The 14279-nt window shown below is 28.2% G+C and carries 16 protein-coding genes and 3 tRNA genes; 17 read left to right on the plus strand and 2 right to left on the minus strand.

The genetic code is table 11. The features are described from left to right. Positions 1–5 precede the first annotated feature (5 nt). The 9 genes from XO12_RS03560 (at position 6) to rplT (ending at position 4209) form a co-directional block, all read left to right on the plus strand. Positions 6–728, plus strand: a complete 723-nt coding sequence (locus XO12_RS03560; protein WP_084822744.1) for a class I SAM-dependent methyltransferase — start codon at positions 6–8, stop codon at positions 726–728. Then, positions 725–1504: an energy-coupling factor ABC transporter ATP-binding protein gene (locus XO12_RS03565; RefSeq protein ID WP_047266919.1), complete on the plus strand. Its 780-nt coding sequence runs from the start codon at positions 725–727 to the stop codon at positions 1502–1504. The genes XO12_RS03560 and XO12_RS03565 overlap by 4 nt, the downstream gene beginning before the upstream one ends. Beyond that, positions 1495–2289 (plus strand): energy-coupling factor ABC transporter ATP-binding protein, encoded by a 795-nt coding sequence (locus XO12_RS03570; RefSeq protein ID WP_175419679.1) that lies wholly within the window; start codon positions 1495–1497, stop codon positions 2287–2289. Before XO12_RS03565 ends, XO12_RS03570 begins: the two co-directional genes overlap by 10 nt. Before the next feature lie 52 nt (positions 2290–2341). Continuing rightward, positions 2342–2415, plus strand: a tRNA-Gln gene (locus XO12_RS03575). A 20-nt stretch (positions 2416–2435) separates the two neighbouring features. Further along, positions 2436–2511: transfer RNA gene (locus XO12_RS03580), tRNA-Trp, on the plus strand. Positions 2512–2524: 13 nt separating this feature from the next. After that, positions 2525–2600: transfer RNA gene (locus XO12_RS03585), tRNA-Lys, on the plus strand. A gap of 460 nt (positions 2601–3060) precedes the next feature. Continuing rightward, positions 3061–3612 carry a translation initiation factor IF-3 gene (gene infC, locus XO12_RS03590; RefSeq protein ID WP_052913320.1) on the plus strand — a complete coding sequence of 184 codons (552 nt, stop codon included), beginning with the start codon at positions 3061–3063 and terminating at the stop codon, positions 3610–3612. Between the two features lie 18 nt (positions 3613–3630). Then, positions 3631–3825: a 50S ribosomal protein L35 gene (locus XO12_RS03595; protein ID WP_047266916.1), complete on the plus strand. Its 195-nt coding sequence runs from the start codon at positions 3631–3633 to the stop codon at positions 3823–3825. 27 nt (positions 3826–3852) lie between these two features. Further along, positions 3853–4209: a 50S ribosomal protein L20 gene (gene rplT, locus XO12_RS03600; protein ID WP_047266915.1), complete on the plus strand. Its 357-nt coding sequence runs from the start codon at positions 3853–3855 to the stop codon at positions 4207–4209. A gap of 42 nt (positions 4210–4251) precedes the next feature. On the opposite strand, the gene XO12_RS03605 is transcribed toward rplT, so the two are convergent. Continuing rightward, the gene (locus XO12_RS03605; RefSeq protein WP_047266914.1) at positions 4252–5061 is read right to left on the minus strand and encodes a DUF4895 domain-containing protein; all 810 of its coding nucleotides are present in this window, start codon (positions 5059–5061) and stop codon (positions 4252–4254) included. Between the two features lie 9 nt (positions 5062–5070). After that, positions 5071–5508, minus strand: a complete 438-nt coding sequence (locus XO12_RS03610; protein ID WP_047266913.1) for a hypothetical protein — start codon at positions 5506–5508, stop codon at positions 5071–5073. A gap of 196 nt (positions 5509–5704) precedes the next feature. Here XO12_RS03610 and XO12_RS03615 point away from each other — a divergent pair, with 196 nt between their 5' ends. The 8 genes from XO12_RS03615 (at position 5705) to XO12_RS03650 (ending at position 14242) form a co-directional block, all read left to right on the plus strand. After that, positions 5705–8323, plus strand: a complete 2619-nt coding sequence (locus tag XO12_RS03615; RefSeq protein ID WP_175419680.1) for a valine--tRNA ligase — start codon at positions 5705–5707, stop codon at positions 8321–8323. A 1-nt stretch (position 8324) separates the two neighbouring features. Then, on the plus strand, positions 8325–9641 hold the full coding sequence (locus tag XO12_RS03620; protein ID WP_175419681.1) for a folylpolyglutamate synthase/dihydrofolate synthase family protein: 1317 nt from the start codon (positions 8325–8327) through the stop codon (positions 9639–9641). Then, positions 9641–10195 (plus strand): Holliday junction branch migration protein RuvA, encoded by a 555-nt coding sequence (ruvA, locus tag XO12_RS03625; RefSeq protein WP_047266911.1) that lies wholly within the window; start codon positions 9641–9643, stop codon positions 10193–10195. The genes XO12_RS03620 and ruvA overlap by 1 nt, the downstream gene beginning before the upstream one ends. A 68-nt stretch (positions 10196–10263) precedes the next feature. Further along, positions 10264–11613: a bifunctional UDP-N-acetylglucosamine diphosphorylase/glucosamine-1-phosphate N-acetyltransferase GlmU gene (gene glmU / locus XO12_RS03630; RefSeq protein WP_047266910.1), complete on the plus strand. Its 1350-nt coding sequence runs from the start codon at positions 10264–10266 to the stop codon at positions 11611–11613. Positions 11614–11617: 4 nt separating this feature from the next. Continuing rightward, on the plus strand, positions 11618–12574 hold the full coding sequence (locus tag XO12_RS03635) for a ribose-phosphate pyrophosphokinase (RefSeq protein ID WP_047266909.1): 957 nt from the start codon (positions 11618–11620) through the stop codon (positions 12572–12574). A 37-nt stretch (positions 12575–12611) separates the two neighbouring features. Further along, positions 12612–13235, plus strand: coding sequence for a 50S ribosomal protein L25 (locus XO12_RS03640; RefSeq protein WP_047266908.1), 624 nt, complete (start codon positions 12612–12614; stop codon positions 13233–13235). A gap of 3 nt (positions 13236–13238) precedes the next feature. Beyond that, a complete protein-coding gene (gene pth, locus XO12_RS03645; protein ID WP_047266907.1) occupies positions 13239–13811 on the plus strand; it encodes an aminoacyl-tRNA hydrolase in 573 nt (190 codons plus the stop codon). Continuing rightward, positions 13811–14242 (plus strand): hypothetical protein, encoded by a 432-nt coding sequence (locus XO12_RS03650; RefSeq protein WP_175419682.1) that lies wholly within the window; start codon positions 13811–13813, stop codon positions 14240–14242. The genes pth and XO12_RS03650 overlap by 1 nt, the downstream gene beginning before the upstream one ends. The last annotated feature ends 37 nt before the right edge of the window (positions 14243–14279 follow it).

Genomic DNA, 14279 nt, shown 5'->3' on the forward strand with positions numbered 1-14279 from the left:
CTAAAATGAGAGAAAAAAATGAAAAAATTTTCGGGCCTGAAGACTTAAAAGATTTATCTCCGGAACAAGTTATAAGTTTATACAAAGAACAATATAAAACTGAAAAAAAAGAAAAAAAAACTATTTCAAAATTTCAACATTATTATGTTGAAAATCCAGAATCTGAATTGACAATAAAAGAATTAACCCTTACTTTAAAAAATGGGCATACTTATATTTTTAAAGCACCTTCAGGTGTATATGGAAAAAAGGAAATAGATAAAGCTACTAAAATATTATTGGAAAATGTTGATATTACAGGAAAAAAAATTTTAGATATTGGATGCGGATACGGGGTAATAGGTATAACATTAAAAAAAGAACACCCTGATATTGAAATTTATATGAGTGACATTAATAAAAGAGCCGTGGAATTTTCAAAAATAAATGCAAAAAATAATAATATTTTTGCTGATATTAGACAGGGATATTTATTCGACCCATGGAAAGGTTTTTTATTTGAACAAATAATATCTAATCCACCTATTGTTGCAGGTAAAAAAGTCTGGATGAAATTAATAGAAGATTCGTATAAACATTTAGTTATTTTTGGAACACTCCAATTAGTTGCCTTTCATAATAAAGGCGGAAGTAGGATTAAAGATTATATGAAAAAAATATTCGGAAACGTTATTGAAATTGTAAAAAAGGGCGGTATTAGAGTATACAAGTCGGTGAAAACACAATGATTGAATTAAAAAATATTACTTTTAATTATAAAGATAAAAATATTTTTAATAATTTAAATCTCATATTAGAAAGTAAAATACCAATTGGATTAGTTGGAGACAATGGAAGTGGAAAATCCACATTGTTAAGAATTTTATGTGGTATTTTAACTCCTGATAAAGGCAAAATTCTTTTATATAATAAAAAAATAAATTTTCATGATGAAAGTTCATTATTATTTTTGAAAAAGAATGTTGGCTATATATTTCAAAACCCTGAAAATCAAATTGTTGGTGTAACGGTTGAAGAAGATATTGCTTTTGGACTTGAAAACCTGGGATTAGAAAGAAATGAAATAAAAAAAAGAATTAATTGGGCTTTAAGTGTAACAGACCTATTGGGATTAGAAAGAAAAGACCCCAATACACTTTCTGGCGGTCAAAAACAGCGCCTTGCAATAGCTTCTATGATTGCTATGCAACCAAATTTTATTTTAATGGATGAACCAACTACTATGTTAGACCCTGAAGGACGTGATGAAATATATAAAGTAATAAAAAATCTTATAAATATAGGCAAAACTATTATTATAGCTTCACATCATGCAAAAGATCTCCAATTTGTAGAAAAAATTATAGCATTAGACAAAGGAAAAGTTGTATTTTATGATAGTAGAGACAAATTTTATCAGTGGTCAGAAAGTAAAAAATTCAATGTTGAAATACCTTTTGAAAATATTGTAAAAAAATATACAGGAAAATCTATAAAAGATTTGGAGCGAAATATATGTCTATAGAAGTAAATGATATTTCATACACATATGCTGAAGGAACTCCTTTTGAATCTATTGCTTTAAAAAATATTAATTGGAAAATTAAAGAAAATTCAATGTGGGTAATTTTAGGTAAAACAGGTTCTGGAAAAACCACATTAATACAAACACTAAATGGTTTATTAATTCCCAAAAACGGAGAAGTAAAGATCGATGGTTTATCAACAAGAGATTCAGATATTAAAAAAATTAGAGAAAAAGTTGGTATGGTCTTTCAATATCCAGAAAATCAATTTTTTCTCCCCACAGTTATAGAGGAATTATTATATGCTCCAAAAAATTTTAACAAAAATATCTCTAAAAATGATCTATATAATATATTGAACTTAATCGGTTTAAACAGTTCATTTTTAAACAGAAATCCATTTAATCTATCTGGAGGAGAAATGAGGAAAGTTGCTATTGCATCTATATTATCTTATGATCCAAAATACATTATATTTGACGAACCTACAGTAGGATTGGATTATAGCGGAAGAAAAAAAATCTGGGAAATAATAAAAAAACTTCAAAAACTTGGAAAAACAATTATAATAGTAACACACTGGATAGATGAATTAATACCTTTTAAGCCAAATATTTTACATATACATAATCACGAAATAAATTATACTGGTAGTTTTGATGATTTCATACTTCTCGGGGAAGATGAACTGAGAAAAAAAAATATTTCCTTCTCGGAAAAGCTCAAATTATATTACTGTTCATTAAAAAATAATATAAAATTAGAGAAATTATTTCAATATTGAAAAAAAAAGACGTTGACTAATTAAAAAAATAATGTTATAATACTATCTGTCTTGGGAGGTCGTCTAATGGCAGGACAGCGGACTCTGGATCCGCCGATGGAGGTTCGAGTCCTCCCCTCCCAGCCATTTTAAACAGTTTTAGGCACACGCCTGTAGCTCAATTGGTAGAGCGGCGGTCTCCAAAATCGCAGGCTGGGGGTTCAAGTCCCTCCGGGCGTGCCATTTTTAAGAATGTGGGCCATTAGCTCAGCTGGTAGAGCGACTGACTCTTAATCAGTAGGCCGTGGGTTCGAATCCCGCATGGCCCACCATTTGTTGTTTTTATTTTTAAAGAGGAAGCCACCCAGTAGCTTCCCACCTCGGACAAATAAGTCGGCAGGGGTTTAAAATTCACGGGAAATACATGGGTGGAGATTACTCCACCCATTTTTTATATATTTGATTTCTCATGTAAGCAAACTGTTTGGTTTTCTTTTTTCATCGGTTATTTGATAAATACTTTGTTTTATTATATAATCAAAATTTTTATTTTTATTTCTTTTCGCGTATGCGAACTGTTTGCTTTAGCAAACTGTTTGGTTTTCTTTTTTCATCAGTTATTTGATAAATATTTTGTTTTATTATATAATCAAAATTTTTATTTTTATTTCTTTTCGCGTATGCGAACTGTTTGCTTTAGCAAACTGTTTGGTTTTCTTTTTTCATCAGTTATTTGATAAATATTTTGTTTTATTATATAATCAAAATTTTTATTTTTATTTCTTTTCGCGTATGCGAAAAAGAACAGGAGGGATAAGTATTAAAAAATCAAAAGATACAACTTTGAGAAACGAGGAAATTAAAGTAAGGGAAGTTATGGTAATTAGTAATTCGGGAGAACAATTAGGAGTAATGGAAACAAAAAAAGCTTTACAATTAGCTTATCAAGAAGGACTCGATTTAGTTTTAGTTTCACCAAATTCAAATCCACCAGTTGCTAAAATCATGGATTTTGGCAAGTATAAATATGAAAAAGAAAAAAGGGCAAAAGAAGCGAAGAAAAAACAGAAAAAACAAATATTAAAAGAAATGAAATTTAGATTGAGAATTGATGAGCATGATTTTAATACGAAAGTGAGAAGAATTAGAAACTTTCTCGAAGATGGTAATAAAGTCAGGGTTGTCGTAATGTTTTTAGGAAGAGATATTATGTTTACAGATAGAGGAAAAGAAATATTGGAAAAAGTTATAAAAAAGGTTGAAGACATTGCAGATGTCTCTCGAGCACCAAAAATGGCTGGAAGAGATATGGATATGGTTTTATCACCAAAAACAAAAAAATAATTCAAAGGAGGATTATTTATGAAAATTAAAAGACATTCTTCATCAGCAAAAAGATTTAAGGTAACAGGTTCAGGAAAAATCAGAATGAGAAGATCAAATGTTGGACATAATACAAGAATAAGAGGAAAAAAGAGAATGAAAAGATTACATCAGTATAAAGACATCCCAACAGGTTTAAACGATAAAGTTGAAAGATTACTTGGATTGAAATAATAAAAATAGCCGAAAGGAGAGACTTAAATGAGAGTAAAGAGAGCTATTCATGCTAAGAAAAAAAGAAAAAAATATTTAAAAGCTGCTAAAGGTTATAGAGGCGCTTTAAGCAGAAGATATGTATTGGCTAAACAACAATTCTTCAGGTCAGGAAAATATGCATACGCTGGTAGAAAACAAAAGAAAAGAGATTTCAGAAGATTATGGATTACAAGAATAAATGCAGCAGCAAGAAACGAAGGATTAAAATATAATGATTTAATCCATGGTTTAAAATTAGCTGGCGTAACTATTAATAGAAAGATGCTATCTGAATTAGCTGTAAATGATTACGAAGCTTTTAAAGAATATATTAATATCGCAAAAGAAGCTTTATCTAAATAATATAATATTTGAGGCACCTGTTGGTGCCTCAAATATTATATTTTATTTAGTCTTGAATATTTTTATAATATAGTCATAAGATTTATCTATTTTGCTTATAATTTCATTTCTCACATCAATTAAATTAATTTTTTTCAAATTCCAGATTTTTGTTTTTAACACCATTAAAACAGGTTCCTTTATATTCATATCTGGAATTTTATATGATTCCAAAAATAATGGATTTTTATTTTTTATATATACTTTCGCTAATTTTCCAAACTCTATTACTAAAGATTTATTTTTAAATTTATCTGGAATACCAAATACAAAATGAACCTCATTTAAAGTATAATAATAATATATATCTTTTTGCCATACATTATAGGTTTTTAAAATATTCTCCAGTGTTTTATCATCGATGTATTTATACAATGATAAATATTTTAAGCCTTTTAATTTTTCCGACAATATATATTTCTTTATTAATATTTCATCGCCCTGTACAAAAAAACTTGGAATTATAATTGGCGATTGGTAAATTGACATATTTGCAGATATTTTTATTTTTTTGTTATATTTTTTTGCTAAATTATTATATATTTCTTTTAAATCTATGATTTCATCATCTATTAGTTTCGGATACAATGAACTCATGTATTTAGAAGGTTTTTCCGGCATTAATGATAAAAAATATTTTCCTTCATTATCAAAAAATATATTCAAACTTGGAAATTTGTTGTTTATATCAAAAATAGAAAATGCCACTAAATGTGTATATTCGTCAGCTAATTTATCTTTTTTTTCATTAAAATATTTTATTGCCATTTTCTTTAAATTTGTTAAGCCTCTTAAATCGCATTTGAGTAGCATTTTGTCACCTCACCTAAAAATCATATTTATTAAATTAAGAAAATCAGTATATAGGATTTTTTTATCATCTGCTGTATAAAATATGGGTTGTATGGTTTTAGTTTTTATTGTTTCCTTTACATCAAAAATTATCTTAAATTTTACATATTTCCCAAAATAATATGCATCACCTTCAAATACCACATTAATCTTATTTAAATTTTTTATACAATACCATTTTGTATTTGAAAAAAAATTATCAAAATATGGTCCTATTTTTTTATCTGGATATCCATAAAAAGAACTATTTTTTATTATATTTATGTATTCTTCGTCAGTAAGACGAATTTCAAACATGTCTTTTATATAAAAGAAATAGATAAAAGACAACATTAGAAATAATACTATTATTGAAACTGATATTATAAGTATAATATATTTAGCAGGTATGTCTTTAATATATTTCACCCCCTATTTATTTTTTCTATAATTGTATAAATAAATCCCTTGAATTATTAACATCATTAAAGTATAATTGTATTAAAACATAGATTTTAGATTTTGATTTTTTATTTATAATAGACTACCTGAAAATTCTAAAGAAAATATGATTTATAATAAACATTTGATAAAATAATGACAAATGTTATTAGGAGGTAAAAATATGGATATTGGAAAAAGGTATACACCAGATAAAATAGAAACAAAATGGTATAAATTCTGGCTTGATAACGATTTATTCAAAGCAAAGGGAGAAGGAAATGGAAAATTTTCAATGGTTATACCTCCTCCAAATATAACTGGAAAAATACATATGGGACATGCTCTTAATATAACCTTGCAAGATATAATAACCCGTTTCAACAGAATGCAGGGAAAAGATACCTTATGGCTTCCTGGAGAAGATCATGCAGGTATTGCGACTCAACATGTTGTTGAAAAGTTCTTAATAAAAAGCGAGGGAAAAAGAAAAGAAGAATATGGAAGAGAAGAATTTATAGAAAAAGTATGGAAATGGGCTAATGAATATAAGGAATATATAAAAAAACAAATTATGGCCATAGGTGCGTCCGTTGATTGGTCAAGAGAAAGGTTTACATTAGATGAAGGGCTTAATAAAGCTGTAAGAAAAGTTTTTGTTGAATTATATAATGAAGGATTAATATATAAAGGGAAATATATTGTTAACTGGTGTCCAAGCTGTGGCACTGTATTATCTGATGAAGAAGTTGAACACAAAGATGAAAAAGGCGCATTATATCATATAAAATATCCTTTAAAAGGTGAGAATAACTATATAATTATCGCAACAACTAGACCAGAAACAATGTTAGGGGATACCGCTATTGCTGTTCACCCATCAGATGAAAGATACAAAGATTACGTTGGTAAAACCGCTATATTACCATTAGTTGGAAGAGAAATACCTATTATAGCGGATAAATACGTTGATCCATCATTCGGCACAGGTGCTTTAAAAGTAACCCCTGCACATGACCCAAATGATTATCTTCTTGGACAAAGGCATAATTTAGAATCTGTTCAAATAATGGATGAATATGCAAAAATAAATGAAAATGGAGGAAAATATTCCGGATTAAACAGAGAAGAAGCGAGAAAAGCTGTTATTGAAGACTTGGAAAAAGAAGGTTATTTAATAAAAATAGAGGAATTAGAACATTCAGTTGGTCATTGTTATAGATGTAATACTGCGGTAGAGCCTTTTTTACTTGATCAGTGGTTTGTTAAAATGAAACCTTTAACAGAAAAAGCTATTGAAGCTGTTGAAAAATCTGATATTAAATTCTATCCTTCAAGATGGAAAAAGGTATATTTGAATTGGATGAATGAAATCAGGGATTGGTGTATTTCAAGACAGTTATGGTGGGGACATAGAATTCCAGTATGGTATTGTGAAGACTGTGGTCATATAAATGTCTCAGAAGAAAATATACAACAGTGCCAAAAATGCGGTTCTACAAATATAAAACAAGATGAAGATGTTTTAGATACATGGTTTAGTTCAGCATTATGGCCATTCTCTACACTTGGCTGGCCAGAAAATACAGATGACCTAAAAAAATACTATCCTACAGATTTACTTGTAACAGGATTTGATATTATCTTTTTCTGGGTAGCAAGAATGATAGTTATGGGCGAAAAATTTATGAAAAACAAACCATTTTCTGATGTATATATACATCAATTAGTCAGAGACAAACATGGAAAAAAGATGTCAAAATCCCTTGGAAATGGCATTGATCCATTAGAAATTATAGAAAATTTTGGTGCTGATCCTATGAGATTTACATTAGCTATTTTAGCAGCTCAAGGGAGAGACATTAAACTTGATCCTAAATCCTTTGAGTCATATTCAAAATTCGCAAATAAAATCTGGAATGCTACAAGATTCGTTTTATTAAATATGGATGATTTTGAAAAAATTGAACTTACTCCAGATATGCTGGAATTAGAGGACAAATGGATGCTATCCAAATTAAACAAAACAATAAAAATAGTCTCAAGTTCTCTAAAAAAATATGAATTTAATATCGCTGCGAGAGCTTTATATGACTTTTTCTGGAATGAGTATTGTGATTGGTACATAGAAGCTGTAAAAAATAGATTGAAATCAGAAAATAAACAAATTGCTCAAAATGTTTTAATTAGAGTATTAGATACGTCTTTAAGACTTTTGCATCCATTCATGCCTTTCTTAACAGAGGAATTATGGCAGAATTTACCAAAAATTAATGAAGAAAAATATTTAATAACGGCAAAGTGGCCTGAATTTAATCCTGAACATGATTTTGAAAAAGAAGAAAATGAGTTTGAAAAAATAAAAAGTTTTATTAGAGGCATAAGAAATGTTAAAGCTGATATAAATATACCTCAAATCACAAAAATAGAAATTGCATATAAAACTTTAGGTGATAATAGCTGGATAAAAAATAACGAATCAATAATAAAGGAATTAGCCTTTGTGACGAAAATAAATATTGTTGATGAAAAACCAGAAAAATCTGCTACATCATATGTTGATGAAACTATAGAAGCATATGTTAAATTGGGAGAATTGATTGATATAGATGCAGAAAAAATTAGATTAAATAAGAAAAAAGAAAAATTAGAAAAAGAATTTATAAAATATGATAAAAAATTAAAAAATAATAAATTTATTTCCAATGCTCCAGAGGATGTAATAGAAGATGTAAAAGAAAAGTATTCAACAGTAAAAACACAAATAGAAAAATTAGAAAAATTAATAGAGGAGCTAAAATAGCATGATTTCAACATTAAAAGAAGCTGTTGAATATATATATGATAGACGTGGTGGAACAAGAATCAAATATGGATTGGATAGAATCAACAAATTATGTGATTTATTGGGAAATCCTCAAAGGGATTTCCCGGTTATTCATGTCACAGGAACAAATGGTAAAGGTAGTACATCTAAAGCTATACACAATATTTTAAAAGAACATGGTTTAAAAGTTGGTTTGTTTACATCACCGCATTTAACTCATATTTCTGAGAGAATAAAGATAAATGGAAAATCAATGAAAGATAGTGAATTTATTACAATATTAAATGAAATGATTTTCTCTATTGAAAAAATGGATAATATGAAAGATGAAATGTCTCCTTCTTTTTTTGAAATAATCACAGCGCTTGCTTTAAAATATTTTTCAAACCAAAATGTAGATGTTGCCGTATTAGAAGTTGGTTTAGGAGGCCGATTAGACGCTACAAATGTTGTAGTTTCTGATGTTTCTGTTATAACTACCGTTCAATATGACCATATGAATTTATTGGGAAATACCTTGGAAAAAATTGCTTTTGAAAAGGCGGGAATAATAAAAAATAACAATAACGTAGTTTTAGGTAATATAACGGATTCTGCAAAAAAAATAATCCTTCAAAGAGCTAATGAAGTTGGAATTAATAATGTTTTTGAATTTGAAAAGGATTTTACTTTTAAAAATCCTGCTTTTTCTTTGAACTGGAATTCCATAGATTATAAGAGTAAATATAATAAAATTGATAATTTGATTTATAAAGCCAACGGAACATATCAGCCTTATAATATTTCAACTGCTATAATGGCTGTTGAAAGTTTTTTTGAGAAAAAAGATAAAAAACTGGATATTAATAAAACTAAAAAAGCTCTAAAAGGTTTTTTATGGGAAGGTAGATTCGAACTATTAGAATATAAAAATAAAAATGTTATTTTAGAAGGTGCACATAATATTTCCGGTGCTTTAGCTTTAAAAAATTCTATAAAAACATACATAAAAAATTTCAAAAGAGCAGCTTTAGTAGGGATATTGGACGATAAAGACATTGAAGGTATGGTTAATATTATTGCAAACGAATTCGATTATATTATCATTACTCAAGTTCCAAATAAGCGTTCAAATAATCCAGAATATGTATATGCATTATTTAAAAAATTTAATAAAAATGTTGTTTTTATTAAAGATCCTGTTGAGGCCTTTAACAATTTACTTTCTTCACCATATGATTATTATTTTGTCACTGGGTCTTTGTATTTAGTTGGAAAAATACGCGGATATATATTCAATCTGGAGGAAATTTGATGATTAGAAAAATTACCGGGTTAATACAAACATTAAACACATCTGAAATAATTATACAATCGGGGAATTTTTACTTTGAAAGCATTCCAACATATAGAATATTAAAAAATTGCGAAAAAAATAAGGAATATTTATTCGAAACATATTTAGATATAAACGAATGGAATATATCTCTTTATTTATTTTATGATGAATTTGAAAGAAATATGTTTTTATCTTTAAAAAAAGTTTCTAAATTAGGTGCAAAAAGTGCTATAAAAATAATTCAAAACGCTGATGCGGAAAATATAGCTAATATGATTTCCACAAATGATATAAATGGACTATCAAAATTACCCGGAATTGGCAAAAAAACTGCTGAAAGAATCGCCAATGAATTAAAAAATAAATTTGAATCTTTTATTTCAACAGATAATAATAAATTTAATGATGCTTTAGACGCCTTAGAAGCCTTAGGATTTGATAGAAATAAGATTTATACTATCTTAAAAGATTTGGATCTTAATAATCTTTCTTTAGAAAATATTATTACACAAGCCTTGAAGAAATTGTGATAATATCTTAATTTTAATTAATGAAAATAATGTTAAAATATATATTGATGTATAATTGGGGGTGTACTATGAGGATTTTAATTTTAGCTGCTGGTTTGGGAAAAAGGATGAAATCAAAATATCCAAAAGTTATGCATAAAATAATGGGAAAAGAATTGGTAAACTGGGTTATCGATACAGCAGGAAAACTCAATCCAACAAAAATAGGAGTGGTTTTAGGTCATAAAAGTGAGATGATACAAAATATACTTCCAGAAGATGTTGAAATTTACTATCAAAAAGAGCAATTGGGTACCGGACATGCTGTAATGTCTGCTAAGGATTTTATAAACGATGAAAACATATTAATATTATACGGAGATACACCTTTAATAACTGCTAACACATTAAATAAGCTCATTGAAAAACATAATTCAACTGATGCTGATGCAACTATATTAACGGCTATTTTAGATAATCCAACAGGATATGGAAGAATATTAAAAGATATTAAAGGAAATTTTATAGATATTATCGAAGAAGCAGATACTGATGAAACACAAAAGAAAATAAAAGAAATAAATTCTGGATTTGTTATATATAAAGGCAAGAAACTAATAGATGGTTTAGCAAAAATTAAACCAAATAATAATCAAGGCGAATATTATTTAACTGATGTAGCAAAACACTTAAATTATGTTGAGACATATATTTTAGAAGATTTTTCAGAAGCACTTGGAATAAATAACAGAATACAACTTGCTGAAGCTGAAAAAATAATGAAAAAAAGAACTTTAACTAATTTAATGTTAGATGGAGTTACTATTATTGACCCTGACACAACATATATATCTCCTGACGTAAAAATCGGACAGGACACTGTAATTTATCCTATGACATTTATTTACGGAAAAACCGAAATAGGTGAAGAGTGCGAAATAGGGCCAATGACTCGAATTGAAAATTGTAAAATTGGAAATTTTGTAAAAATTTTCAGATCTGAATGTGAGGAAGCCATAATTGAAAATAATGTTTCTGTTGGGCCATATTCAAGGTTGAGAACAGGTACAGTCTTAAAAGAGAATGTAAAGATTGGAAATTTTGTAGAAACTAAAAAAACCACCGTAAGTAAAAATACTAAAGCACAACATTTAACATACTTAGGTGACGCATTTATTGGCGAAGATACAAATATTGGAGCAGGAACAATAACATGCAATTACGATGGGAAAAATAAACATAAAACATATATTGGAAACAACGTTTTTGTTGGTAGCAACACGGCTTTAGTTGCGCCAATAAAAATTGAGAATAATGCTCTAATAGGAGCTGGCTCTACAATAACTGAAAACATCCCAGAAGGTGCGTTGGCTCTTGGTAGAGCACGACAGATAAATAAAGAAAACTGGGTATTTAAAAAGAGGGAGAAAGGAGAGTAAAAAAATGCCTTTTTCAATGGCCCACGAAATTAAGATTTTTACCGGGAATTCTAATACTACATTAGCTGAAAAAATTGTTCAATATTTAGGTATAAGATTAAGTGAAATTGAATTAAAAAGATTTGCTGATGGTGAAGTTAATTTGAGGATTGGTGAAACTGTTAGAGGATTGGATACATTTGTTATTCAATCAACATCTGCTCCAGTAAATGAAAATTTAATGGAATTATTAATTATGATTGATGCTCTAAAAAGGGCTTCTGCAAATTCAATCGCTGTTGTTATTCCATATTTCGGATATGCAAGACAGGATAGAAAGGCGAGAGGAAGGGATCCTATTTCAGCTAAATTAGTTGCAAATCTTTTAACTGTTGCTGGCGCAACAAGAATAGTCACGATTGATTTACACGCTGAACAAATTCAGGGGTTTTTTGATATACCTGTGGATAATTTAATGGGCTTTCCTGTATTCGTAAATTACTTTAAAAATGAATGTGAAGATTTCGAACCCGATTCATCAGTTGTTGTATCGCCTGATGTTGGTGGTGTAAAAAGGGCGAGAAAGTTTGCAGAAAAAATGAATTTACCTCTTGCTATCCTTGATAAAAGAAGACCAAAAGATAATGTTGCAGAAATTGTAAATATAATTGGTGACGTTAAAGATAAAACTGCTATCATTTTTGATGATATAATAGATACGGGAGGTTCTCTTGTTGGAGCTGCCGAAATGTTGAAAGAAAAGGGTGCTAAAAAAGTTATTGCTTGCGCAACACATGGTGTTCTTTCCAAAAATGCAAAAGAAAAGTTACAAAATTCAGTAATTGAAAAAGTATATGTTACAGATACAATATATCATAATGATTTGCCTGGTAAATTTCATGTATTATCGGTAGCGTCACTTCTCGGCGAAACCGTAGCCAGAATTAAAAATAATCTATCTGTAAGTATATTATTTAAGTAATTAAACAAAATAATTTATTCATATAGGAGGGATTCAAATGGCAAAAGTATACCAACTAAAAGCTATTGAAAGAAAAGAAGGAGAAAAATCAAATCATGTAAAAAAAGAGGGTTTTATCCCTGCAGTAGTGTATGGACCTGGTTTAGAAGGAAACATTCATTTAAAAATTTCTTCAGTTGAAACAATATTAATGCTCGATAAAATTGAAGAAACTACACCTATTCAATTGAATATTGAAAAGGAAAATGGCGAAACATACAAAGTTACAACATTTTTAAAAACTGTTCAAAGACATAAAGTAACGGATAAACCTATTCATGCAGATTTCTATGTGCCTTCAGAAGGACACAAAATGCATCTTAATATCCCAATAGAATTTGTTGGAGAAGCAAAAGGATTATCCAGAGGCGGTATGTTAGATATTCACCATCACGAATTACCTGTTGAAATTTTACCAAAGGATATTGTCGAAAAATTTGTTGTTGATATAACCGATTTAGATGTTAACGATCATTTAACAGTAAAAGATTTAAATATTGCTGAATCTATAGATGTTTTATTGGATGAAGATGAAATTATTGTATCAATTCCAGTAGCTGGAAGAGTTTCTGAAACTACTGAAGAAACAGAAGAAACAGAAGAAGATGGAGAAGAAGCTTAATATATGAAAATAATAATTGGATTAGGTAATCCAGGCCCACGTTATGTATTTACAAAACATAACGTGGGGTTTTTGGTTGTAGATAGATATTATGAAATAAATAAAGATAAATTAAAAAAAACAGAAAAAAGATCTTTTGAAGGATATTATAACAATGAAATAATCCTGGTAAAACCACTTACATATATGAACTTAAGTGGGAAAGTTTTATATGAATTAAAAGAATATTATGATAATCCAGAGGATATAATAGTAATATATGACGATGTTGCTTTAGAACTGGGAAAAATAAGAATTAGACCTAACGGCTCATCTGGAGGACATAACGGATTAAAATCTATAATATCTACCTTACAAAATACAGATTTTCCAAGAATTCGTGTAGGAATTGGTCCAAAACCAAAATATATGGATCTTGCTGATTATGTTTTAAGTGAATTTTCAAATGATGAATATTATAAAATAAATAAAGTAATAGATAAGATAATCCCCACAATAGATCTAATATTAGAAAATAAAATCGTTGAAGCTATGAATAAATATAATAATAAAATGCTTACTGGAGATGACATTTAATGAAATGCCATTTATGTCAAAAAAATAATGCTGAAATAATACAGAAATTCGATTATGATGGTATTGAAACAAAAATCGGATACTGTCAAAGCTGTTTAAATGAAATGGCTAAATTTCATACTATTCCAGTAAATAAAAATAAATTAAGTTTATTTTCTACTAACGTTTTTTTTAAAAATAAATTTCCAGTAAAAAAAGATCTAATAGAAATAAAAAATGTTAAAAGCCGGGTAATAATAGAACTTCCAATATCCATAAAAAATTTATTATTTTCAGATGATGATAATTCAAAACTCAGAAACACTCAAACATTAATAAAACGCGGATTCGAATTTTGGAAAAATGAATACGAAATTGCAAAAAAAGAAATGAATGAAGAAAGAATGAAATTAATAGAAGATATATTGAACAAAATAAAAAAATTGTTATAATCAAAATTCTGTAATAAACAGGCAAAATGTGCCTGTT

The organism is Marinitoga sp. 1154 (assembly GCF_013363285.1).
Classification (GTDB): domain Bacteria; phylum Thermotogota; class Thermotogae; order Petrotogales; family Petrotogaceae; genus Marinitoga.